The organism is Micromonospora sediminimaris, from assembly GCF_016863575.1.
GTDB classification, from domain to species: Bacteria; Actinomycetota; Actinomycetes; order Mycobacteriales; family Micromonosporaceae; genus Micromonospora; species Micromonospora sediminimaris.
In genome coordinates this window covers 45,960-68,746 of the sequence record NZ_BOPD01000021.1, presented here as the reverse complement: position 1 = coordinate 68,746, position 22,787 = coordinate 45,960, and the positions used below count along the sequence as shown (strand labels likewise).

The following is a 22,787-nucleotide window of genomic DNA, read 5'->3' as shown; positions in this document are numbered from 1 at the left end:
TCCCACCCTCCTACCGTGATGCGGGTGGGGGCGGAGCGGTCGGCGATCAGGTGGCGGCACGCAACCGGCGGACGAGTTTGCGGAGGCCGGACTGCCAGCCGTCGGGGTCCTCGGCGCGGCGGCGAGCATATTCGGCCACCTCCGGGTGCGGCAGGATCAGGAACCGTTCCTCCGCCATCCCCGCCACCGCCGCCGCAGCCACCTCGTCCGGGCTGAGCACCGCGCCGGAGGCCGCGATGACCTGGGCACCGAGGTGCCCGGCGGCCAACCCGTCGGCCAGCATCGGCGTGTCGACCCCCTGCGGGCACAGCGCGCTGACCCGGATCCCCTGGTCCCGGTAGGTCACCGACAGCCACTCGGCGAACCCCACGGCGGCGTGCTTGGTGGTGGTGTACGCGGCGTCGCCGACGGCGGTCAGCACTCCCGCCGCCGAGCAGGTGTGCAGCAGGTAGCCGCTGCCCCTGGCGAGCATCGCCGGCAGCACCGCCCGGGCGGCGTACACGTGGGCGAGCACATTGACCCGCCAGGACCGGTCCCAGCCGGCGTCGTCGACCTCCACTCCCCCGCCGCTGCTCACTCCGGCGTTGGCGCAGAACACGTCGATGCGGCCGTAGCGGCGTTCGGTGTCGGCGACCAGTGCCCGTACCTGTTCCTCGTCGGTGACGTCGACGGCGACGCCCCGGGCCAGCGGGCCCACGGCGGCGGCGACCGCCTCGGTGGCGGCACCGTCCAGGTCGGCCAGGACCAGCGCGGCGGCTCCCTCGGCGGCAAACCGTCGGGCCAGCGCCGCACCGATTCCCCCGGCCCCGCCGGTGATCACCGCTACCCGGTCGGTGAGGTTCACGCCGACTCCTTCGCGTCGCGCCCGAGCCGGGCGACAAGGGTGGCCAGCGCCGCCGGGTCGGTGGCGGTGACCTCGGGGGTGGGCAGCAAGGCCAGCACCGGTACGTCCACCCCGGCGTCGACGTACCGACTCACCTGTGCCCGGCACTGCTCGGGCGAGCCGTGCAGGATCAACGCGTCGACCACCTCGTCCGGGATCGCGGCCAGGGCACCGCGCCGGTCGCCGGCCGCCCACGCCGCCCACATGTCCGCCAGCGCCTCCTGCCGACCGAGCCAGCGGTGGAACTCCGCGTACGCGGGCACGGTCAGATAGCTGGTGATCATCCGCCGGCCGAGGGTGCGGGCGTACCCGGCGTCCTCGGTGGGACAGACGAAGATCCGGGCGACCACCTCGAACTGTGGACGCCGCTGCCCCAGCTCGGTCACCGCTCGGGGCACGTCGGTGGCGGCGAGCCAGTTGAGGATGACTCCGTCGGCCTCGGCGGCGGCCAGCCGCAGCATGCCCGGACGCAGCGCGGCCAGCAGCAGCGGCGGCGGGACCGCCGGTGGCCGTTCCAGGGCGAACCGGCGGACGGCGAAGGTGTCGAAGGCGCCGTCGACGGTCTCCCCGCGCAGCGCCGCCCGCAGGAAACGCAGCACGTCGCGGGTGCGCCGGAACGGTTCGGTGAACTCCACGGCGTTCCAGTCGGAGACCACCACCGGCGACGACGCGCCGATGCCGAGGGCGAACCGGCCGGGGGCGACGTCGGCCAGCGCGGCGGCGCTCATCGCCAGCAGGCCGGGTCCACGGGTGAACGCCGGTGTGATCGCGGTGCCGAGCCGCAGTCCGGGCTGCCAGGCGGCGGCCAGCGCCAGCGGGGTGAACGCATCGGCCCCGTTGACCTCGGAGGACCACACGTCGGTGTAGCCGGCGTCGGCGAGGGCCGCGTACACCGCGGCGTGGTCAGCGAGCGGGATCCCGCCCAGTGGCACCGTCATTGCCCATCGCGTCGTCATCGGTCGATGGTGCCCGCCCCTGCCTCGTCGGGCAAGGTCATGGCGGCAGTCGCAGGGCCGTCACCAGCGTTAACCTTCCCAGCGTGACCTTCTCGCTCGTCGCCCGCTCCGACGACGGCCGGCTGCACGGCATCGTCGTGGCGAGCCGTTTCCTGGCCGCCGGCGCGCTCGTGCCGGGTGCCGCAGCCGATGTGGGGGCGATCGCCACCCAGGCGCACGTGAACCTGGCCTACCGGCCGCAGGGGCTGGCGCTGCTGCGGACCGGTGTGTCCGCCGCCGGCGTGGTCGCCGGCCTGGTCGCCGCCGATCCGGAACGCGATCACCGCCAGCTCGGGGTGGTCGCCGCCACCGGGCCGGGTGCCACCTGGACCGGCGCCCATTGCCGGGGCTGGGCCGGTGGGCAGGCCGGCGACGGCTGGGCGGCGCAGGGGAACATCCTCACCGGCCCGCAGGTCGTCGACGCGCTCCGCGACGCCTGGCTGGCCGGTGTCGACCTGCCGTTCGCGCAGCGGCTGCTCACGGCGCTGCGGGCCGGTGAGGCCGCTGGCGGCGACCGGCGCGGCCGGCAGAGCGCGGGGCTGCTCGTGGTGCGCCGTGGTGGCGGGTACGGCGGCACCGGCGACGTCATGATCGACCTGCGGGTCGACGACCATCCAGACCCGGTCACGGAACTCGACCGGCTGCTCGCGGTGCACACCCTGCTGTTCAGCCGGCCCGATCCGGCCACCCTGCTGGACCTGACCGGCGCGCTGGCCGCCGAGGTCGCCGGTCTGCTGACCGGGCTCGGGTACCCGGCCGATCCCGCGGAGCCCGAGGACGCGTTGGTCGCCTGGGCCGGGCTGGAGAACCTGGAGGAGCGGTTGGCACCCGGTCGGATCGACCCGGTGGTCCTGGCCCACCTGCGCGCCGCCGTTCCGCACGTGCCGGCGCCCCGCACCGCCGCCTGATCCGCCGGCTGCCGCGCGCAGCGGCGACGCGTGTCTGCTCCGGGCCCCCGGCGACGGCCCGGGCGGGCGAATGCGGATACGCGGGCCGGTCGCCGGTCAGCCGCCGAAGGCGAGCAGTCGGATGCCGGCGGTGTCGAGGGCGTGTTGTTCGGCCGGACTGCGCGGGCTGCGTCCGGTGGCCTTGCGGATCAGGGTCAGCCGGTCCCAGCCGAGGCCCACCGGCAGCGCCTGCCCGCCGATGAGCAGTTCGGCGATCACCTGGGCGGCGGTCGGGGTGAGCCACGGTGGTCGGTTCAGCGCCTCGGCCAGGTCGAGGCCGTGCACACCGACCTCCACCACCCGGGTACGCAGGAACTCCGTCACCGTCATCGCGTCGCCGTGCCGGGTGCGTACCACCCGGTCGGCGGGGTGGGCGTCGACCGCGGTGAGGGTGGCCCGCCAGGTCCGGTCGAAGTCCGCGTCGAGCAGCGCGCCGGTCCGCTCCGCCAGCCGTTCGACGCTGCCCGGGACAGCCTCAACCCGGGCGGCCCCGATCCGGGCGGCCTCGACCCGGGCGGCCTCGGTCCGGGCGGCTTCGATCCGGGCGGCTTCGATCCGGGCGGCGTCGACTTTCGGGACGAATTTCGCGGCGCCGAAGTATCCGGCGGCGTCGACCTGGGCAGGACCGGGTGCCGTGGCGGCCAGCATGTCGGCCAGCCGGCCGGCTCCGGTGCGTACGTGGGCCAGCAGGTCGGCCACCGTCCACGGGACGCAGCGGGTCGGGCGGTCGAGGTCCGAGCGGTCGAGGGTACGCAGCACCGAGCCGAGCCGCTCGCACTCGTCGCGGAAGGCCGACCGTACGACGCTCATCCGGTCAGCCCTTGTAGCGGGGCACGAGACGATGCACGGCGGTGAGCACCAGCGCCATCACCACCGCCATGGCGCCGGCGACGCCGGCGGCGCTGCCCGCGTAACCGACGAACAGCGGACGGCGGGGCAGCTCCGCCGCCGGGGTGGACCGCAGGCCCACCAGCCACCACAGGGCCAACCCGCAGCCGGCGATCGCGAGCAGCCCGCCCACGCCCAGCAGCAGGGCGGTGAGCCGGTGCGCGTCACCGGGCGCGACCTCCGCCCGTTCCCGCTGGGTGATCAGCAGCAGCAGGCCGGCCAGCGCCGCCCAGACGCCGACCACCAGGAACGCGGCGACCGCGTCGCTGGGCCGGTGCCAGCCCGCCGACAGGGTCGCCACCCCGGCGGTCGCGGCGTAGCCGGCGCCGATCACGGCGCCGACGGCCCGCACCTTGGGCGGGAGCACGAGCACCAGGGCCACCGCCACCGATCCGGCGACCGTGGTGTGCCCGCTGGGCAGGCTGTTGCCGACGTACGCCCGTTCCAGGTCGATGCCGTAGTCGGGGCGGCTCAGCCCGTACTTGAGCAGTTGGGTGGTGACGTTGGCGCCCGCGATCAGCAGGGTCGCCGCGACGGCCAGGGCGACCCGACCTCGGATCAGCGCGATGAACCCGATCATCACGGTGACTGCCAGCAGCGACACCACGGACATGGCGTTGAGGATCCGGTCGACCGGTTCCTCGATGTGGTCGCGGCCGATCCGGTTGCCGGTGAGGGCCACCGTGTCGATCCACTGGCCGATCTCCGTGTGCAGGGCGAATCGCCAGACGGCGATGAAGGCCGCCGTCTGAATGAGGGCCAGCACGACCAGCCAGACCGCAGTACCACCCCTGGGCGTCACGCGCACCCGCACAACTTAGCGGCACGCCACCGGCGTCCGGCCGGTGGCCCGTCCGTGGCGTGGAGATAGGTTGGCCGCAGGCGAAGGAGGGCGCGTGACCGGTACGTCGGAGCGGGACGTCGCCGTGGACGGGCGGCCCGAGTCGCTGGCCGATCTGCTCGGCGGGCGCCGCGGGGCCGTGGACGCCACCGTGCCGCCGGTCGCGTTCGCGGTGGGCTGGCTCGTGGCCGGACGGTCGGTCTGGGCCGGGGTGGTGGCGGCGCTGATCGCCGGCACGGTGGTGGCCGGCTGGCGGTTGCGCCGCGGTGACCGGCCCCGGTCGGTGCTGGTCGGGCTGCTCGCGGTCTGCGTGGCCGCGCTGGTGGCGGTGCGCACCGGGCGGGCGGAGGACTTCTTCCTCGTGCAGGTGCTGGCCAACGCCGCCAGCGCGCTGGCGTGGGCGGTGAGCATCCTCGTGCGCTGGCCGCTGCTGGGGGTGGTCGTCGGCACCGCGCTGGGGCAGCGCGGGCGCTGGCGCCGTGACCCGGCGCTGCTGCGGGCGTACGGGCGGGCCAGTTGGGTGTGGACGGGGACCTACCTGCTGCGGGTGGCGGTGTTCGTGCCGCTGTATCTCGGCGGTCACGTGCTCGCCCTGACCGCGGCCCGGGTGGGACTGACCTGGCCGCTGGTCGCGGCGGCGCTGGCGGCCAGTTGGGCCGTGCTGCGCCGGTCGTTGCCGGCCGGTCACCCCGGTCTGCGGCACCCGGTGACGCCGCAGACTGAGCCGGCCGCGAAGGCACCGGAAGACGGCGAGTCGAACGCGCCGGGGCAGGAACAATAAAGGAGAGGCCGCCACGGGGGGAGCGGCCTCTCCGGTGATGTACGTTACTCCGTCCCGGGCCGGGTTGTGATCCCGGGGCGGTCACTTTTTTTCGCTATGTGCGCGCCGTGCTCGGCGGGTCGGGGTGGTGGGGTGGGCCGACCGCTCCGCTGCGTCGGCCAGAGGGCCGACCCACCCCGGCCTGACCGTGGGTGTCAGGCCGTCTACCGGACCTGCCTCTACCCCCGAGGCCCGGCCGGTGCCTCCGGGTGGGTCACCGCCCACCCGGAGGAGTTCGTTCAGCCGTTGGGGAACAACTTCCCGTAGTCGGCGTAGGCCATGGCGACGTCCGCCTGGGCCCAGAAGCGGTGGTAACGGAACTCGGGCTCCGGCCCACCATCGAGGTACGCCTGCACCTTCGGCCACGCCGGGTCGTCCTTGTAGAACGACCGGATGTCGAGGAAGCTCTTCCCCGGCGCGATGGCGTCACCGTTGGGCATCTCACCGGTCCAGCCCGGCGGGATGTACAGGCCCTGCCCGGTGGAGGCGTCGTAGACGTCGTCGAAGCGCTCGTAGTCGCCACGCTTCTCCACCGTCGAGACACCCTGGTCGTCGGTGTGCGCGTGCAGCGCGTCCAGCAGCCCCTTGGCGGTTTCCTTCGCCTCGGTGTCGCCCGACTTCGCCGCGTACGCGATGAGGGTGCGGGCGTAGGCGGCGGCGACGCCGACGTCCTGGCCCCGGACCGTCACCTCGACGTGCAGGTTGTTGTTCGGCTGCGGGTTGTCCGGGTTCCAGTTGTTGGGCTGGCCGGTCCACTCCATGTCCGACGGGATGGACCAGTCCTCACCCAGCGTGGTGTGCTCGATCGCCCACGGAACCCACTTGTCCAGCAGCGCCTTGGCCTGGGCGTTGCCGCTGACCAGGTACAGCTCGGCGATGCGCTGCATCGACCAGGCCTGCATGCCGAACCACCGGTTCGACGGCGGGTCGTTGTAAACCGGGTCCTCGTCGTAGAACATGCCGTAGAAGGTGGCCGTGCCGGCCGGCGGCTGGCCGTAGTGCCCGCCCCAGCTGTTGGTCGCGCCACCGGCGATGCCGCCCTCGGCCGACTGGAGCCAGGTGTAGAGCTCCAACTGCCGTTCGAGGCTGTTGGTCCAGTCCGCCGCCGCGTTCGGCGAGCGCGGCTTGAGCTCGTCGACGTTTGTCAGCGCCCAGGCCGCGAACGGGTTCTGGTAGCCGAAGTGGCTGTGGCTGGAGCCGATCCGCCAGGACCAGTTCTGGCTGGTCTCGTACGCGCCGCCCCAGGCGTAGTACCAGGAGAGCAGGTAGTGGGCGGAGTCGCGGCCGGAGCCGGCCGGGCAGGTGCTGGCCCCGACGCAGTTGCCGATCCGCTTGAAGTACTTGTCGAACAGGGCGTACCGCAGGTAGTCACCCATCTTGGCGGCCTTGGCCACGGTGGCCGCGACGTCGGCCTCCTTGTTCTGCTCCTTGGCCCAGGTCAGCGCCCAGTACGCGGCCTGCACGGCGCGCGCGTCGGCGTCCGGAGCGTTTGTGTACTTCCACTGCTTGGCGGGGGCCTGCGACTCCTTGATGAACAGGTCCAGGTAGCCGTACTGACCGCCGTGGGCGAAGGTGTCGCAGGACGGCTGCGGCACGGTCTCCCACACCGACTCCTGGGTGCCCCGCTGGAAGGTGTTGATGTACGCGGGGCGGGTGGTGCCGTCGCCGCAGCGGCCGTAGCCGTAGACGTTGTCGACGTCCAGCAGCCAGTGCATGCCGTAGACGGAGCCGGTGTTGTAGGTCGACCGGAGCTCCGCGCGCAGCGGGTCCTGGCCGACCGGCACGTTCGAGTCCAGCTGCGACGGGTACTGGCTGGGCAGGTCGTGCTCGGCGGCGTAGGTGGCGTCACCGGCGGAGCCGGCGGTCGGCTGGTCGGCGTCGGACGGGATGATGTACCGCTCCATCACCGTCCAGGCGTCGTTGAACGGCTCCCAGTTCTGGGTCACCCGACCGTAGTAGGCCTCCAGCCACAGCCAGAAGCTGAACGCCTCGGAGGTGGTCTCGTGGCCGTGGTCCGGCGCCTCGACGATGAGCGTCTCGATGGAGTGGTACGGCACGCCCTCCGGGCTGAAGTAGCCCGCGTTCTTGATCTTGTTGTACTGGGTGAGGAAGCGCTGCACGTACTCGTCGTCCCCGCCGGGCACATCATTGTCGATCTCGGTGACGGTGACCGTCGCCGGGGTGTGGCCGGTGGCCGAGGCGGTGACGGTGGCGGTGCCGCCGACGGTGTCCTCGTCCTCCGCCGCCCGGACGGTCACGTCGACGCCGGTGTTCCAGTTCGACGTGGTCAGCGTCGCCGAGGTCGGCGTGACGGTGACGTCCGTGTCGCCGGTACGCGCCAGGCTCACCGCGACGTTCGCGGAGGGCGCCCGGCTCAACTTGAGGTTGAACGTCGAGCTGCCGCCCTCGGGGACGGTCACCGCGGTCGGCGTGGCGACCACGGCCGGCGAGGTGGAGGCGGCGACGGTGAACGACCGCTCGGCGATCGCGGACAGACCGCTGTTGTCGTACGCCCGGGCCTGAACCGTGTAGTCACCGGCCGGCAGGCTCTCCAGGGTGTACGCGTACGGCGCGCTGGTGTCGGTGTTGACCAGCAGCCCGTTGCGGTAGAACTCGACCCGGGCGACGGTGCCGTCGGGGTCGCTGGCGGTGGCGGTCAGCGGCACGGTCGCCGGGGCCGTGAACGGGCCGGCGGGCACCGACAGGCTGACCGTCGGGGGTTGCTGCGCCGTGCCACCGCAGGTGACCCCGTTGACCGAGAACGAGGTCGGCTTCGCGTTGGTGCCGGAGTAGGAGCCGTTGAAGCCGATGCTGGTGCTGCCGCCGGCCGGGATGTTGCCGTTCCAGGACTCGTTGACGGCGGTGACCTCGTTGCCGCTCTGGCTCCACCGGGCCGACCAGCCCTGGGTGACCCGTTGGTTGCCGGGGAAGGCGAACTTCAGGGTCCATCCGTTGATCGCGTCACCGGTGTTCCTGATGGTGACGTTGGCGGTGAAGCCGTTGCTCCAGTCATTTGTCGTATAAACCACGTCGCAGGCCGGTGCGGCCTGTGCGGCGGCGGCGGGGACTGTCGCCCCACCGATCGCCAGCGCCGCGGCGGCGAGCCACGCCAGGCGCCGGCGTCTAGCCAGGTTTCTCATCTGCGCGGTGTCTCCTCGGACCAGGCCGGTGGCGGTGGCGCACCGGCGGTGGCGCCTCGGGGACGACGGGTCCGCCGAGGTGCCAGTGGATGGTGGTCGCTGCGGCCCGGGTCGGGCCAGCGCGGCGGGGCGCCGTATGGGACGGCAGCTGCTCCCGCTGCTAGCAGGACGCCGTACCGGACGAGCCGGAAGCCCTCGGCGACCCGCGCTCACGCGTAACTTGGCTCCGCGCGGTCGATCGACAGTGTGCCATGGAAGCGCTCCCAACACCAGCAAGGGAACTTCCGGAAACACCGACTTGTTTCGATCTCATTTTGGGGCTTTCACAAAGCCGTGACGGGCGTTACAGTCGCAACAACGTCGATGGGAGCGCTTCCATCGACAGAGTTCCACCCGGAATATCGCTCGGGGTCGTGCCCACGGCTCCGGGGAACAGACCACAGGCCGACGGCGGGCCAGCCCGGACACCGCCGTCAGCCGTCACCCCACCACAGTGGAGGGAGGTGGATCCTCAGCCACTCGCGTGGCCCGGCTCCCGCGCGACACGCACAACTGGGACGCCAATCCGAACGTGCGTGTACCGCAACACGGTGGGGACGGGGGTTGCCCTCCCCCGTCCCCACACTAAACCCCCGTTCACGATGGGAAAAGAGGCCGACGGGTCAGACGCGCACCACCCGCGCGCCCCGCACGGCAGTCGACCCGCCCGCCGACCGCCATCCGCGACGCCCCGCCGACCGCCCGGGCGCGCACAAAGGTCCGCCCGCGGTACTCGGCGCACCCGGTCCCGCTCGCACCAACTGCCCGACCGGCACTGCGCCCTTCCCCACCCCACGTCATCCCGCCACCGAGGTCGTCCGCCCCACCCCTCGTGACGACTCGACCCGGCGGGGACCGCCTACCCTCTACCCTTTGTTGGGAGCGCTCCCGGGCTCAGGCGGTCGTCCCCATCCACGAGGAGAACCCATGTCGATACTCACCAGGCGGCACCTGCTGCGCCGCGCGGCGCTCTCCGCCACCGCCGCCACCCCGGTCAGCGCCGTCCTCGGCAGCACCGCCGCGGCCACCACGGCCACCGGTCTCGCCGGCTGCCAGCCCGGCGACCCGGCCGACGAGACGGCCACCGCGTCGAGCCCGAGCACCCGGCGGTCCTTCCCGCCCGACTTCGGTTGGGGCGCCGCGACCTCCGCGTACCAGATCGAGGGCGCCGCCAAGGAGGACGGCCGCGGCGAATCGATCTGGGACACGTTCAGCCGGGCGCCGGGACGCACCCGCAACGGCGACACCGGCGACGTGGCCGCCGACCACTACCAACGCTATGCCGAAGACCTCGATCTGATGCGCGACCTGGGGCTGCGCAGCTACCGGTTCTCCATCTCCTGGCCGCGCATCCAGCCCGACGGAACCGGCGCCGCCAACCAACGCGGCCTCGATTTCTACCGTCGTCTCGTCGACGGTCTGCACGAACGCGGGATCGCCCCGATGGCCACGCTGTTCCACTGGGACCTGCCGCAGAGCCTGCAGGACACCGGCGGCTGGGAGTCCCGCGACGTCGCCCAGCGCTTCGCCGACTACGCCGGCATCGTCTTCGACGCCCTCGGCGACCGGGTACCGGTCTGGCTGACCATCAACGAGCCGAAGACCGTGGTGCAGAACGGCTACCTCTTCGGCCATCACGCCCCCGGCCGGCAGGACCCCGACGCGGCGTACCTGGTCGCCCACCACCTCCAACTCGCCCACGGCCTCGCCGTCCGCGCCCTGCGCGCCACCGGCGGAAAGAGCCGCATCGGCCCCGCCTTCAACCTGCACCCCTGCTACCCCGCGGACGACTCGACCGCCGCCGCGGAGGCCGCCCGCCTCTACGACGGCTACGAGAACCGCCTCTACCTCGACTCCGCGTTGACCGGCAGCTACCCGGCCGACGTGCTGGCCGATCTCGGACCCGACAGCCGGATGGTCCGCGCCATCCGCGACGGTGACCTGGAGATCATCTCCACCCCGATCGACCTGCTCGCGGTGCAGTACTACACCCCGATCTACGTCACCGCGTCCGGCGGCACGGTACGCCGCTGGCCCACCTCCGAGGCGGACTGGCAGCAGATCTACCCCGAGGGGATGTACGACGTCCTGACCCGGGTCACCCGCGACTACGGGCCGATCCCCCTCACCGTCACCGAGAACGGCCTGCCCACCCCGGACGAACTCAGCGCCGACGGCACCGTCGACGACGACGGCCGCGTCACCTTCCTCCGCGACCACCTGACCGCCGCACATCGGGCGATCGCCGAAGGCGTGCCGCTGGAGAGCTTCCACGTCTGGTCCCTGCTCGACAACTTCGAATGGGCCGAGGGCTACGAGCAGCGCTGGGGGCTGATCTACGTCGACTACCCCACCCAGCGACGGGTGTTCAAGCGCAGCGCCCACTGGTACCGCCAGGTCATCGCGGACAACGCGGTCTGACGCGTCAGCGCGGCGGCGGCCCGACCCGGGGCCGCCGCCGCGGCACGTACGATCCCGACATGCCTGAGCACAACCGTCTGGGCCGGCCGTTCTGGGCCTTCTGGAGCGCCGCCGCGCTGGCCAATCTCGGCGACGGCATCCGGGTGGCCGCCTTCCCGCTGCTGGCCGCCGCACTCACCGACGACCCGCTGGCCGTAGGTGCGGTTGCCGCCGCGCAGTTCCTGCCGTGGCTCGTCTCCGGGATGTTCGCCGGAGCCCTCGCCGACCGCCGAGCCACCCGTACGCTGCTCGCCGCCGCCGACACCGGCCGCGTCGTGGTGCTGGCCGCGCTGGCCACCACGGTCGCCCTGGGCTGGGCCACCATCTCGCTCGTCGTCGCCGCCGCGTTCCTGCTCGGCGTCGGCGAGACCATCCGGGACACCGCCGCACAGACCGCCGTACCCAGGCTCGTCCCCGACGCGCAGTTGGAGAAGGCCAACGGGCGGCTGGTCGCCGGGGAGATCGTCGGCAACGAGTTCGTCGGCCCACCGGTGGGCGCCCTGCTGTTCGTGCTGGGTGCGGCCATCCCGTTCGCCGTCAACGGGGCCACCCTGGCCCTGGCGGTGATGCTCGTGCTCTCGCTGCCGCTGACCCTGGCGCACCGGGCCACCGCAGCTGCCGGCGACGCCCCGCCGAGCGCCGACGGCGACGGTGCCCTGGCCGGTTTGCGCTGGCTCGTCCGCCAGCCGACGCTGCGCACCCTGGTGCTCGTCACCGCTGCCGTGGCCGCCGCGGACACCGCCTGGTTCGCGATCTTCGTGCTCTACGCCCGCGATGCCCTCGGCCTCGGCGCGTTCGGCTTCGGTCTGCTGCTGGCCACCGGCGCCGCCGGTGGACTGATCGGCTCGTTCGCCGCCGACCGTCTCGTCGCCCGCTTCCAGCACCGGTCCGTGTTGACCTGGTCCATGGCCGTCACCGCCGGCGTACCGGTCCTGCTGGCCGTCGTCGGGCACCGCGCCGTCGCGGTGGTCGTGGTGGTCACCACCAGCGCCGCGTTCGCCGTGCTCAACGTCGCCGCGCTGTCGGTACGCCAACGGCTGGTGCCGGGCGGGCTGCTCGGTCGGGTCATCGCCGCCTCCCGCGTGGTCACCTACAGCTGCACCGCGCTGGGCGCGCTGGCCGGCGGTGCCCTGGCCGCCCGAGCCGGCATCGAGGCGCCGTTCCTGTTCAGCGGCGTCGTCGCCGTGGCCGCCACCGTCGCCTGGTGGGTCGCCTCCCGACCCACCACCCCCGGCCCCGCGCCCGGCCTCCGGTAAGCGTTCGGCCGGCCGCCCACTGCCCCGCCGGATCAGCGGGGCAGCGCCTGCTGAAGTTCGGCGCGCAGGGCCGGGGTCAGCATCTCCCCGGCCTGCTTGGCCAGCCGGGCCATCTCGTAGCCCACCACGCCGATGTCGGCGTCCGCCGCCGCCAGGGTGGCCAGGATCGAGCCGTCGCGTACCTGCATCACCAGGAAGTAGCCCCGGCCCATCTCCACCACGGTCTGCTTGACCACGTCCCCGTCGAACATCTGGGCGGCACCGGCGGTGATGCTCATCAGTCCCGAGGTCACCGCAGCGAGCTTGTCGGCGTGGTCCCGTGGCAGGTGGTCGGATATCGCGACCAGCAGCCCGTCGGAGGAGACCACCACCGCGTGCGCCACCCCGGGCACCCGCTCCGCGAACGCGCTGACCAGCCAGCTCAGGTCGCGAGCCTCCTGCGACAACGTCGTCACTTCCGTCCTCCTTCGCTCCACGCCCCGAGCGGTGGCACGGGTATCTCGGTGGTCTCCTCAGACTCTGCCCGCCGTACGCCGCTGTACAACCTGGACAACATCCCGCCGACGGCTTCCGGATCCGGATCGTCGCGGGCCGTCGACTGCTGCTCTGGACGGGCCGGCTGGGTCACCGCACTGAGCTGCGCCATCGGCACCCGCATCGGCAGACCCCGTTCGTTCGTCCCGGCGGTCACCGGCACGGCCGGCGGGGCCGGCGCGCCGGCCCCGACCGCGGGGACGACCGACGACGAGGGGCCCTCCCGCGACCACCAGCCGCTCCCGCCGCTGGCCGGTGCCGCTGCCGGGGCGAGCACGTCCTCGGCGCGTACCGGCACCGGGTGGGCCTGGCGGGGCACCGTGGTCGGACGTCGCCCGGCCACCGGCAGATCCGCCGGCCCCGGGTCGGCCGGGGCGACCGCGACCGGGCGAGGTGTCGCGACGGGCAGCCCGCGCGGCGAGGGCACCGGGTCCAGGCTCGGCGGCGGCGCTTCGGCAAGCAGCGGACGCGGCAGGCGTACCCGGGCCACCAGTCCACCGGCACCGCCGTGCAACCGCACCTCGATGCCGTGCCGAGCGGCGAGGTGACTGACCACGAACAGACCCATCCGCTCGACCGCCGCCACGTCGGCGGCCGGCGGGGCGGCCAGCACCGCATTCGCCTCCGCCAGTGCCGCCGGGCTCATCCCGAGGCCCTGGTCGGCGATCTCGATCACCGCCCCAGACCCCTCCACCCGGGCCATCACCTGCACGATGGTGTCCGGCCGGGAGAAGGCGGTCGCGTTCTCCAGCAACTCGGCCAGCAGGTGCACCAGCTCACCAACCGCGTGCCCGACCACGTGCAGATCCGCCACCGCCTCGTGCCGCACCCGCTGGTACTGCTCGATCTCGGCGCTGGCCGCCAGCAGCACCGCGCTCAGCCCGATCGGCCGGTTCCACCGGCGGGTCGACTCGGTACCGGCGAGCACCAGCAGGCTCTCGTCGTTACGGCGCATCCGGGCGGCGAGGTGATCCAGCTTGAACAGGTTCTCCAGCTGCTCGGGGTCGCCCTCCTCGCGCTCCAGGTCGTCGAGCAGCTCCAGCTGCCGCTCCACCAGCACCTGGCTGCGTCGGGCGAGGTTGATGAACATCGCGTTGACGTTGCGACGCATGTTCGCCTGCTCGACGGCCACCCCGACGGCGCTACGGTGCACCGCGACGAACGCCTCGGCCAGTTCTCCGATCTCGTCGAGCGACCGTACGACCGCCGGCGAGACGTCGATCGGCGGTACGCCACCGGAGACCGACCGCAGCCGGGCCAGCGCCTCGGGCAGCTCGATCTGCGCGATCCGCAGCGCCTGTGAACGCAGCAGCCGGATCGACCGGGCCAACGACCGACCGATCAGCACCGAGATCAGCACCGCCACCAGCAGGACCGTGATGATCACGCCGACGACCAGCAGCGTCTCCCGCAGCTGGGTCTCGCTCGCGTCGTCGGCCTGCCGCGCCGAAGCCGACAGCACGTCTGCCTCAAAGCCCTGCAACAGCTCGTGGCGGGCCTCGCTGGCCGTCCACCACTGCTCCGCGTCAAGCACCGCCGACCCGGACGTGCCCTGCGACAGCGCCTGCTCCTCCATCCGGGAGGCGGCGATGAAGGCGGGGTCCAGGCTCATCTCGTCGTAGCGGGTCACCTGTGCGCTCGTCGCCGCGATCCGGAACGCGCCGAGCGCGGTCAACTGACGCGCCCGCAGGTCAGGCAGCTGGGCCGCGTCCTCGGAGTCGTAGCTGCCGGCACGGGCCGCCGCGTACAGCTCCGCCCGGACCCGCGAGGAGAGTTCCTTGGCCCGGGCGAACTGCACGTAGCGCAGCACCGCGTCGGCCAGCTCCGGCCGGTCGGCGCCGGGCGTCGGCTGGGCGAGCAGATTCAGCAACGCGTCGATCGCCCGGTGGTAGTTACCGATGATGGTGTCGTCGCTGAGCACCACCGTGGTCATCGTGTTCCGGATGTAGCCGACCTGCTGGTACGCCTGGGAGGCCACCACGTAGACGTCCCGCCACGAGGCGTCCGCCTCGGCCAACGGCTCAGCCGCCGCGCGCAGTTCCGCCGCTGCCTGGTCGGCGGCGTCGCGGTAGGGCTGCAACACGGCCAGCCGCTCCTCGCTCGCCTCCTCGTCGGCGGCGTCACGCAGCGCGGGCAGTTCCCCGGCTGTACGGTCGCGCTCCATCTGCAACCGGTGGGTCAGCGTGGTGATCTCGCGTCCGATGCCGACCTGGGCGGCGAAGTCACCCAGGACGCTGGCGCGGCTGACCAGGCTCTCGGTCTGCACCCCCGCCAGCACCAGGAAGGCGACCGACGGAATCACCAGCACCGTGGCCAGCTTGGTCCGCATCCGCCAGTCCCGCAGGCGCAGGGCAGAGCGACGCCGGTGGGGTACCACCCGGACGTCGAACCGACGCCGGCGGTGCTGCGACACCCCGTGCGCCTGCTCCGGTCCTACACCCACCCGCTCCTCCTCCCCCACGCGTCCGCCGCGGTCCGGGGAGCGCCGTCCATCCAACCAGGCCCGGGAGCAGTGTCAACGCCCTGCCCTTATGAACGGTTAAGGAAGGGTACTGCTGGTCGCAACCCTATGCCGAGGTCGCCGAGTCTTGATCATCCGTCCGGCCGATGTCGGCCACCACCACGGCATCGGCGATCCGGCCGGTGGCCACCAGCGCCGCGCCGGTGGCCCCGATCTCCGGGTGCCGCGCGAAGTGGACCGGCCGGGGGGCCAGCACCGCCGCGAACGCTCTCCGCCACCAGCTCGAGGCGGCCATCGCGCCGCCGCCGAGGACCACCTCCACCGGCCGGCCGACCGTGGACTCCAGCACCACCAGGTCGTCGACGACCTGCTCGCACACCCCGTACATGAGCCCGGCCAGCATCTCCACCGCAGTGGTGCCGAAGCCCAGTCCCCGCAGCTCGCCCAGCCCGGCCGGGCGCATGCCCGGCGGACGGTCACCGCCGAACCGGACGTTGGTCGGCCGACCGCCGTCGGGCGGCAGCAGGTCCAGCGCCGCCTCCAACTCGCGGCCGGTCGGCAGCCGCAGCTCCCGGTCCGCCCAGGCGAACAGGTTCCCGCCCGAGGAGTACGCGACCCCGGTCACCACATGGTCGTGGTCGACGCGGTAGCGCCACAACCGGTGGGGCAGGGCGGTCGGCTCGGCGGACGTCGACATCCGCTGCAACAGCCGCACCGCCGAGGACGTACCCACGGTCACCGCCGCCCGGGTCGGGTCGACGCAGCCGGAGCCGACGTTGGAGGCGGCGCCGTCGCCGAGCGGTGGCGTCCACCGGGCCGAAGCAAGGGCCGGCCACCGCCGCCCGTACTCGGCGCGCAGCCTCCCGTGCCAGCCGCGCGGGGCCAGTTCGGGAAGGTCGGCACCGTCGCTGCCGGCCAGCGCGCAGGCCTCCGGGTCCCAGTCCAGCGTGTGCAGGTCCAACAGGCCGGTGCCGGACGCCTGGGACATCGACATCGGCGCCTCGGTGAGCAACCCGCCGAGCACGTACTCGACAAGTCCGGTGAACCGGCCCACCCGGTCACCGGTGTGGACTCGCAGCCAGGGCAGCCGCACCGACCAGTAACAGCGGTGCCACCAGGTGCCGGTGCGCTGGTGGAAGGCGTCCGGGTCAACCGGGCCGACTGCGGTGGCCGAGGGCTCGGGCCGGGTGTCGAGCCAGGTCAGCACCGGGCCGAGCGGCTCGTCGTCGGCACCCAGCGGCACCACCGAGTGCCACTGGCCGCTGATCGCCACCAGTTCCACCCCGTCCAACCAACCCTGTCCGTGCAACTCGTCCAGGCACTCGATCAGGCAGGCCAGGTAGGCACGGGCGTCCAGGGTGCCGGCACCCTCGTCGTCGACGGTGACCGCCATGCGGCGACGAGCCAGCGCCCCCGGCAACGGTTGCGCGTCGTCCAGCACAAGCCCACGCACCGACGAGGTGCCCAGGTCCAGCGCGAGAATCTTCATCGCGGGTCAACGTACCCGGTGATCGTGACTCGACAACGCTGCCGGGCACCGGGTCCGCCGATCGGCTTCCGCGCCGACCACCCGACGCGTAGAGTGTTCGCATGCTTGCGCGATTGACCTGCTGGTGGCCCGCCGACCCGGCGGCCCTCCCCCGCGCGTAGCTTCATCAACGCGGCCGCCCGACGAGGCGGCCGCCGGTCATCTCCCGGTTTCCGGGCCGCCCCCCAACGGTGGTCACCCGGCCTGAGGAGACCGATGCACCAGCTCACCGACCTGCTCGACACGCTCGCCGCCGGCTTCGACCCCGGCCCGTTCGCGCTGTTACGCCGCGACGGCGCCGAGCATCTCGACCTGTTCACCGGGGCCGTGTCGACCGTCGACCGGCTCGTCGACATCCCGCTGCCCGCCGCAGCCGCCGGCCCGGCGACGCTGGCCCTGGTGCCGTACCGCCAGGTCGCCGAGCGGGGCTTCGCCTGTGCCGACGACGGGGTACCACTGGAATGCCTCCGCGTCGACCACCACCACCGGCTGCCGCTGGCCGGTGTCCTCGACGCCCTGCCGACCGCGCCCGTCCGCACCACCGGCGCCGCCTTCGACATCAGCGACGACGAGTACGCCGCCATCGTGGCCCGGGTGCTGGCTGACGAGATCGGCCACGGAGAGGGCGCGAACTTCGTCATCCACCGTACGCTGCGCGCCCAGGTGCAGGGTGCCCCGCTGGCCGCCGCGCTGGCGGCACTGCGCTCACTGCTGATCCGGGAGCGCGGAGCGTACTGGACATTCGTGGTGCACACCGGGGCGCGCACCCTGGTCGGTGCCAGCCCGGAGCGGCACGTAAGCGTCGACGACGGTCTGGTGCTGATGAACCCGATCAGCGGCACGTTCCGGCACACCGGCGCCGCTGCCGACCGGGCCGCGCTGCTGCGCTTCCTCGCCGACACCAAGGAGACCGAAGAGCTGTACATGGTCCTCGACGAGGAGTTGAAGATGATGGCCACCGTCGCCGAGCACGGTGGGCAGGTCGTCGGGCCGTACCTGAAGGAGATGTCGCACCTGGCGCACACCGAGTACCTGCTGGCCGGACGGGGCACGAAGGACGTCCGCGAGGTGCTGCGGGAGACGATGTTCGCGCCGACGGTGACCGGCAGTCCGATGGAGAACGCCTGCCGGGTGATCGCCCGGCACGAACGCACCGGACGCCGCTACTACTCCGGGGTGTTGGCCCTGCTCGGCCACGACGAGACGGGCCGGCAGAGCCTCGACGCGCCCATCCTGATCCGTACCGCCGAGATCTCCCCCGCCGGTGAGTTGCGGGTACCGGTCGGTGCGACCCTGGTCCGCCATTCCACCCCCGCCGCCGAGGTCGCGGAGACCCACGCCAAGGCCGCCGGGGTGCTGGCCGCCCTCGGTCTCGGGCCGCAGGCGCCGGCCGGGCCGCGGGCGACGCACCGGCTCGCCGACGATCCGCAGGTACGCGCCGCCCTCGCCGCCCGCAACGCGCCGCTGGCCCGGTTCTGGCTGGACCAGCGGCCACCGGGCGCTCTGGCCCTGCCCACCCTGACCGGCCGCCGGGCCCTCATCGTCGACGGGGAGGACACCTTCACCGGGATGCTGGCCCACCAGCTCGGCGCCCTCGGGCTGTCGGTGACCGTCCGGCCGTGGCAGGACGAGCAGCCGGTCCAGGCGTACGACCTGGTGGTGGTCGGGCCGGGCCCGGGTGACCCGACCGGGGACACGGAGAAGATGACCAGGTTGCGCGCCCTGCTCACCCGGTTGCTGGACGCCGGGCACCCGACGCTCGCCGTCTGTCTCGGTCACCAGCTCCTCGCCGGTCTGCTCGGGCTGCCCGTGTACCGCCGGGACGCCCCCTACCAGGGGCTGCAACGCACGGTCACCCTCTTCGGCACGCCCCGCCGGGTCGGCTTCTACGCCACCTTCACCGCCCGCGCCACCACCGGCCGCCTGGATGGGCCGTACGGGCCGGTGGAGCTGGCGCGCGACGAGTCCGACGGCGCGGTGCACGCCCTGCGGGGCCGCGGCTTCGCCGGGGTGCAGTTCCATCCCGAGTCGGTGCTCAGCCCGGACGGGGTGGCGGTGCTGACCGACCTGCTGCGCGACCTGCTGCCGGCAGCGGCCGGTGAGTTGTCCCCGGCGGCGCAGGCATAGCCGGCCCGATCCCGGGTAGCGCTGTCCATGGCCGACGGTCCGGGCGGGTCTGAGAGCCCCCGCCCGGACCGTCGGTCCTGTGGTGTCGGGCCGCTCAGGCGGCCATGCCCTGCTTGAGCGCCGCGCCGATGCGTACCGCCCGCTTGGCGGTCAGCGCGACCGCCCCCAGCGCGACGTGGTCGGGCGCGGTCTCGCCGTTGTTGCTGGTGTGCGAGGCACCGTACGGGTTGCCGGCGGTGAACTGGCTCGGCTCGGTGTACCCGGGGGTGACCACGATCCCGCCCCAGTGGTAGAAGACGTGGAACAGCGACAGCAACGTCGACTCCTGCCCGCCGTGCTCGGTGGCGGTGGAGGTGAAGGCCGAATAGACCTTGTTCGCCAGCGCGCCCTGGGCCCACAGCGGGCCGGTGGTGTCGATGAACTGCTTGAGCTGGGCGGCGACCAGGCCGTAGCGGGTCGGCGAACCGAAGATCACCACATCCGCCCAGCTGAGGTCGTCCGGCTGCGCCTCCTCCACGTCCTGGGTCTCCATCCGGTGCGCCTGCCATCCCGAGTTGGAGCGGATCGCCTCGTCCGGTGCCAGCTCCCGTACCTTGCGCAGCCGCACCTCCGCACCCGCCTCACCGGCGGCCTCGCAGGCCGCCTGCGCCATCTGGTAGGTGATGCCCGTAGCGCTGTAGTAGATCACCGCCACCTTGACCTGTGCCGCCATCGCTCGTCCTTCCTCCTTGGGATCAGCTCCGGCGACTACCCGATGCTTGCGGTGACAAACATTGGGCGGCGCGCGTGGATATCTGGTGGCCGGCACCGGCGGCGTACTGGCAGGCTGGTCGGCGATGGAGATCAGGATCGCGACCGCCGACGACTGGCCCGGCATCTGGCCCTTCCTGCGCGAGATCGTCGCGGCGGGTGAGACGTACACCTGGCCCCGGGACGTCGACGAGACACAGGCCCGACAGATGTGGCTGGTAACTCCGCCGGGCCGCACCGTGGTCGCCGTCGACACCGACGGCACGGTCCTCGGCTCGGCGAAGCTGACCCCCAACCAGCTCGGGCCGGGGGCACATGTCGCAAACGCCAGTTTCATGGTCGCTCCGTCGGCGGCCGGGCGCGGCATCGGGCGGGCGCTGGGCGAGCACGTGCTGGGCCTGGCCCGCGCCGACGGCTACCGGGCGATGCAGTTCAACGCGGTGGTCGCGGTCAACACCCGCGCGGTGGCGCTGTGGCGGTCACTCGGCTTCGAGGTGGTGGGGCGGATCCCGGAAGGCTTCCGACACGCCGTCGACGGCTACGTCGACCTGCTGGTGATGTATCGGCGGCTCTGAGCGGCGCGTCGACCGTCGCGCACCGCCGGATAGCCTGGGCCGGTGATGCTGCCCCTGCCGACCGGCGAGTTCCAGGCGTACCTGTTCGACTGCGACGGCACGATCGTCGACTCGATGCCCCAGCACTACATCGCGTGGCGGGACACCCTCGACCGGTGGGGCTGTGCCTTCCCCGAGGACCTCTTCTACGCCTGGGCCGGGCGACCGACCGCGGACATCGTCGTCGCCCTGAACGAACAACACGGCCTGGACATGCCGGTGGAGACGGTCGTCGCGCACCGGGAGACGCGGTTCCAGCAGCTGCTGCCCACCGCCGCCGGCATCCCCGGTGTGCTGCGGCACATCGACGACGCGCACGGACGCATCCCGTTCGCCGTGGTCTCCGGCAGCACCCGGGAGGCGGTCACCGCCTCGCTGGACGCGCTGGGCATCCTCGACCGGTTCGACGTGTTGGTCTGCGCGGGCGACTACGCCCGTCCCAAGCCCGACCCGGAGCCGTTCCTGCGCGCCGCCGAACTGCTCGGCGTACCGCCGCGGTCCTGCCTGGTCTTCGAGGACGCGGACCTGGGCATCGAGGCCGCGACCGCAGCCGGCATGGCCGCCGTCCGGGTGCCGCAACCCCGTCGGGGCTGACCGCGAGCCCGCCCCGGCTTGCTCAAGATATCCGCAAGTTGCGTGGTTCACAGTTCTCGAACAGGTAGGAAAACGTCATCCTGTTGACACCGGTGCCGGCATTTCCGTAGCCGCCCTCACACCGGTCGACCTGAACGGGGGATCGCGCTCCGCCACCAACGATGTTGGCGTAGCGCGATCAGGGGGAACCGCCCGGTGTTCCGGCCCGAACGGTGTTGTCGGTGTCAGCACCTATGCTGCCGTCGACCACCGAAAGGAAGGCGGCCGACGTCGTGGCACCTCCCGGCACGATCGCGCTGAGCGGCTCCGAGGCCCTCGCGCTGCGGATGACCAGCCTGCTGCTGCGCCCCCACCCCACCGCCGCCGCGCCGACGACGGTGGCCGACGTGGTGGAGTGGTTCGGCGCCATGCAGGCCCAGGACCTGGCCAGCGGCATTTGGTCGCTTGGCGTACGGCTGCCCGGGTCGACCCACGTCGACGTGCACGCCGCGTTGGAGCGTAGGGAGGCACTGCGGACCTGGCCGATGCGCGGCACCATCCACCTGGTGCCGGCCCGCGACGCCCGCTGGCTGCTGGAGCTGACCGGCGTTCGCGCGCTCGCCGGTGCGGCGAAGCGACGTGAGTTTCTCGGCCTGTCGGAGGCGGAGGCGGACCGCGCGGCCGACGTACTGGGTGGGATCCTCGCCGGTGGCGGTCGGCTGACCCGCACCGAGTGCGTGGCCGCGCTGGTGGCGGCCGGCATCGACGGTGCTGGGCAGCGCGGCTACCACCTGCTGTGGTACGCGGCCCAGCGCGGGGTCACCTGCATCGCCCCCAACGTCGGCACCGAGCAGACCTTCGCCCTGCTCGACGAGTGGGCGCCCGGCCAGCGACAGCTCGACCGCGACGAGGCGCTGGCCACCCTGGCGCTGCGTTACTTCCGCAGCCACGGCCCCACCACCCGGCAGGACTTCGCCGGCTGGACGGGCCTGACCGCTGCCGACGCCAAGCGCGGCATCGCCGCCGCCGGTGCGGAGCTGACCACCGTTCTGGTCGACGGCGTCGAGGCGGTGCTGCACACGCCGCTGCTGGACGCACCCCGCGCCGTGGTGGACGACGTGCTGACCCTGCCCGGCTTCGACGAATACCTGCTCGGCTACAAGGACCGCGCGCTGATGCTCGACCCCGAGCACAAGCAGGCCATCATCCCCGGTGGCAACGGCGTCTTCCAGGCCACCGTCGTGGTCGGGGGCCGGGTGGTCGGCACCTGGAAACGCAGCCTGGCCAAGACCCGCGTCACCCTCACCGTGAAACCGCTGACCGACCTCGGCCCGGCCCGCCGCGAGCAGATCGAGCAGGCGCTACACCGGTACGCCGACTTCCTCGCCCTGCCGCCCCGGGTCAGCTGGAGCGACTGAACTGCGGGTACCGCGAGCCGGCGACGGCGGCCAGGCCGGCGAGCCCCGCCAACACCGCGACCGGTCCGCCAGGTCCGAGCGACGGACGGACCGCGGGGACGACCGGGCCGAGGAACACGTCGGCGTAGGTGGTCATGACAGCGACTGCGGCCACGATCGTGACGCCACCGAGCCCACCGGCCACCAGCGGCAGCCACCCTCGCCGGCCCGGGTCGGCGATCGTCCACGCGGTGACCAAGTTGAGCAGGACGGCCGCGCCGACGTACCAGGCCCATCCCGGAAACTCGGTGAGGCGGACGGCCCGGTCTCCGTACCAGGCCCAGGGCAGGCCGAAGACCGCGACGAGGGTGCCTGCCGCGCCAGCGACGGCGGCGGCCCGAATGACGACCTTCGACATCATGTCTTCCCCCGGATGCGCGGACCATGACGCGAGCAGGATAGGGCGTGCCTCCTTCGGCGCTGGTCAGCGAATCCGCCCCGGCCGTTCTGCCCACGGCAGAGATCCTTGGCCGC

Annotated in this window: 18 protein-coding genes; 8 read left to right on the top strand and 10 right to left on the bottom strand. The window is 72.8% G+C overall.

Translation table 11 applies throughout. The features are described 5' to 3' along the window. Positions 1 to 46: 46 nt before the first annotated feature. Together Vse01_RS17875 and Vse01_RS17870 are read right to left on the bottom strand one after the other, a co-directional pair. Complete coding sequence (locus Vse01_RS17875; RefSeq protein ID WP_093408043.1) at positions 47 to 844, bottom strand: SDR family oxidoreductase; 798 nt, start codon at positions 842 to 844, stop codon at positions 47 to 49. Continuing rightward, entirely contained in the window at positions 841 to 1,821 is a 981-nt protein-coding gene (locus Vse01_RS17870) for an LLM class F420-dependent oxidoreductase (protein ID WP_093408046.1), read from the bottom strand. Before Vse01_RS17870 ends, Vse01_RS17875 begins: the two co-directional genes overlap by 4 nt. Positions 1,822 to 1,922: 101 nt before the next feature. On the opposite strand from Vse01_RS17870, the gene Vse01_RS17865 reads away from it, so the two are divergent. Continuing rightward, positions 1,923 to 2,786 (top strand): DUF1028 domain-containing protein, encoded by an 864-nt coding sequence (locus Vse01_RS17865; protein WP_093408048.1) that lies wholly within the window; start codon positions 1,923 to 1,925, stop codon positions 2,784 to 2,786. Positions 2,787 to 2,882: 96 nt separating this feature from the next. Here the strand turns inward: Vse01_RS17865 and Vse01_RS17860 are convergent, their stop codons facing one another. Both Vse01_RS17860 and Vse01_RS17855 read right to left on the bottom strand, forming a co-directional pair. Next, positions 2,883 to 3,635 (bottom strand): maleylpyruvate isomerase N-terminal domain-containing protein, encoded by a 753-nt coding sequence (locus Vse01_RS17860; protein WP_093408051.1) that lies wholly within the window; start codon positions 3,633 to 3,635, stop codon positions 2,883 to 2,885. A gap of 4 nt (positions 3,636 to 3,639) precedes the next feature. After that, on the bottom strand, positions 3,640 to 4,527 hold the full coding sequence (locus Vse01_RS17855; RefSeq protein WP_093408054.1) for a phosphatase PAP2 family protein: 888 nt from the start codon (positions 4,525 to 4,527) through the stop codon (positions 3,640 to 3,642). A gap of 82 nt (positions 4,528 to 4,609) precedes the next feature. Here Vse01_RS17855 and Vse01_RS17850 point away from each other — a divergent pair, with 82 nt between their 5' ends. Continuing rightward, positions 4,610 to 5,335 carry a DUF3159 domain-containing protein gene (locus tag Vse01_RS17850; protein ID WP_093408056.1) on the top strand — a complete coding sequence of 242 codons (726 nt, stop codon included), beginning with the start codon at positions 4,610 to 4,612 and terminating at the stop codon, positions 5,333 to 5,335. Positions 5,336 to 5,613: 278 nt separating this feature from the next. Here the strand turns inward: Vse01_RS17850 and Vse01_RS17845 are convergent, their stop codons facing one another. Next, the gene (locus Vse01_RS17845; RefSeq protein WP_093408059.1) at positions 5,614 to 8,514 is read right to left on the bottom strand and encodes a glycoside hydrolase family 48 protein; all 2,901 of its coding nucleotides are present in this window, start codon (positions 8,512 to 8,514) and stop codon (positions 5,614 to 5,616) included. A gap of 966 nt (positions 8,515 to 9,480) precedes the next feature. On the opposite strand from Vse01_RS17845, the gene Vse01_RS17840 reads away from it, so the two are divergent. Then, the gene (locus tag Vse01_RS17840) at positions 9,481 to 10,974 is read left to right on the top strand and encodes a GH1 family beta-glucosidase (RefSeq protein WP_232511360.1); all 1,494 of its coding nucleotides are present in this window, start codon (positions 9,481 to 9,483) and stop codon (positions 10,972 to 10,974) included. A 59-nt stretch (positions 10,975 to 11,033) separates the two neighbouring features. Next, positions 11,034 to 12,269 carry an MFS transporter gene (locus Vse01_RS17835; protein ID WP_093408061.1) on the top strand — a complete coding sequence of 412 codons (1,236 nt, stop codon included), beginning with the start codon at positions 11,034 to 11,036 and terminating at the stop codon, positions 12,267 to 12,269. A 32-nt stretch (positions 12,270 to 12,301) separates the two neighbouring features. On the opposite strand, the gene Vse01_RS17830 is transcribed toward Vse01_RS17835, so the two are convergent. The 3 genes from Vse01_RS17830 to Vse01_RS17820 form a co-directional block, all read right to left on the bottom strand. Further along, complete coding sequence (locus tag Vse01_RS17830) at positions 12,302 to 12,724, bottom strand: roadblock/LC7 domain-containing protein (RefSeq protein WP_093408063.1); 423 nt, start codon at positions 12,722 to 12,724, stop codon at positions 12,302 to 12,304. Next, positions 12,721 to 15,246, bottom strand: a complete 2,526-nt coding sequence (locus Vse01_RS17825) for a sensor histidine kinase (protein WP_170863536.1) — start codon at positions 15,244 to 15,246, stop codon at positions 12,721 to 12,723. The genes Vse01_RS17830 and Vse01_RS17825 overlap by 4 nt, the downstream gene beginning before the upstream one ends. A 124-nt stretch (positions 15,247 to 15,370) precedes the next feature. Next, on the bottom strand, positions 15,371 to 16,753 hold the full coding sequence (locus Vse01_RS17820) for an FGGY family carbohydrate kinase (RefSeq protein WP_093408065.1): 1,383 nt from the start codon (positions 16,751 to 16,753) through the stop codon (positions 15,371 to 15,373). Between the two features lie 255 nt (positions 16,754 to 17,008). Between Vse01_RS17820 and Vse01_RS17815 the strand changes: the two genes are divergently transcribed. Next, positions 17,009 to 18,919, top strand: a complete 1,911-nt coding sequence (locus Vse01_RS17815) for an anthranilate synthase family protein (RefSeq protein WP_093408067.1) — start codon at positions 17,009 to 17,011, stop codon at positions 18,917 to 18,919. Between the two features lie 94 nt (positions 18,920 to 19,013). Here the strand turns inward: Vse01_RS17815 and wrbA are convergent, their stop codons facing one another. Then, positions 19,014 to 19,631: an NAD(P)H:quinone oxidoreductase gene (gene wrbA / locus Vse01_RS17810; protein WP_093408070.1), complete on the bottom strand. Its 618-nt coding sequence runs from the start codon at positions 19,629 to 19,631 to the stop codon at positions 19,014 to 19,016. A gap of 124 nt (positions 19,632 to 19,755) precedes the next feature. Here wrbA and Vse01_RS17805 point away from each other — a divergent pair, with 124 nt between their 5' ends. The 3 genes from Vse01_RS17805 (at position 19,756) to Vse01_RS17795 (ending at position 22,274) form a co-directional block, all read left to right on the top strand. Beyond that, positions 19,756 to 20,244, top strand: a complete 489-nt coding sequence (locus Vse01_RS17805) for a GNAT family N-acetyltransferase (RefSeq protein WP_093408146.1) — start codon at positions 19,756 to 19,758, stop codon at positions 20,242 to 20,244. Positions 20,245 to 20,289: 45 nt separating this feature from the next. Then, the gene (locus tag Vse01_RS17800; RefSeq protein WP_373870682.1) at positions 20,290 to 20,877 is read left to right on the top strand and encodes an HAD family hydrolase; all 588 of its coding nucleotides are present in this window, start codon (positions 20,290 to 20,292) and stop codon (positions 20,875 to 20,877) included. A 326-nt stretch (positions 20,878 to 21,203) separates the two neighbouring features. Beyond that, positions 21,204 to 22,274, top strand: a complete 1,071-nt coding sequence (locus Vse01_RS17795) for a winged helix DNA-binding domain-containing protein (RefSeq protein ID WP_170863541.1) — start codon at positions 21,204 to 21,206, stop codon at positions 22,272 to 22,274. Here Vse01_RS17795 and Vse01_RS17790 read toward each other — a convergent pair. Beyond that, positions 22,258 to 22,671, bottom strand: coding sequence for a hypothetical protein (locus Vse01_RS17790; protein WP_139233206.1), 414 nt, complete (start codon positions 22,669 to 22,671; stop codon positions 22,258 to 22,260). The two genes, Vse01_RS17795 and Vse01_RS17790, sit on opposite strands and share 17 nt — an antisense overlap. Positions 22,672 to 22,787: the final 116 nt, after the last annotated feature.

What these genes read in the sequence shown, in the direction of transcription:
- wrbA (WP_093408070.1), bottom strand. Translation starts at nt 19,631, where the DNA reads ATGGCGGCACAGGTCAAGGTGGCGGTGATCTACTACAGCGCTACGGGC.
- Vse01_RS17815 (WP_093408067.1), top strand. Translation starts at nt 17,009, where the DNA reads ATGCACCAGCTCACCGACCTGCTCGACACGCTCGCCGCCGGCTTCGAC.
- Vse01_RS17820 (WP_093408065.1), bottom strand. Translation starts at nt 16,753, where the DNA reads ATGAAGATTCTCGCGCTGGACCTGGGCACCTCGTCGGTGCGTGGGCTT.
- Vse01_RS17870 (WP_093408046.1), bottom strand. Translation starts at nt 1,821, where the DNA reads ATGACGGTGCCACTGGGCGGGATCCCGCTCGCTGACCACGCCGCGGTG.
- Vse01_RS17860 (WP_093408051.1), bottom strand. Translation starts at nt 3,635, where the DNA reads ATGAGCGTCGTACGGTCGGCCTTCCGCGACGAGTGCGAGCGGCTCGGC.
- Vse01_RS17840 (WP_232511360.1), top strand. Translation starts at nt 9,481, where the DNA reads ATGTCGATACTCACCAGGCGGCACCTGCTGCGCCGCGCGGCGCTCTCC.
- Vse01_RS17790 (WP_139233206.1), bottom strand. Translation starts at nt 22,671, where the DNA reads ATGTCGAAGGTCGTCATTCGGGCCGCCGCCGTCGCTGGCGCGGCAGGC.
- Vse01_RS17835 (WP_093408061.1), top strand. Translation starts at nt 11,034, where the DNA reads ATGCCTGAGCACAACCGTCTGGGCCGGCCGTTCTGGGCCTTCTGGAGC.
- Vse01_RS17845 (WP_093408059.1), bottom strand. Translation starts at nt 8,514, where the DNA reads ATGAGAAACCTGGCTAGACGCCGGCGCCTGGCGTGGCTCGCCGCCGCG.
- Vse01_RS17800 (WP_373870682.1), top strand. Translation starts at nt 20,290, where the DNA reads ATGCTGCCCCTGCCGACCGGCGAGTTCCAGGCGTACCTGTTCGACTGC.
- Vse01_RS17805 (WP_093408146.1), top strand. Translation starts at nt 19,756, where the DNA reads ATGGAGATCAGGATCGCGACCGCCGACGACTGGCCCGGCATCTGGCCC.
- Vse01_RS17795 (WP_170863541.1), top strand. Translation starts at nt 21,204, where the DNA reads ATGACCAGCCTGCTGCTGCGCCCCCACCCCACCGCCGCCGCGCCGACG.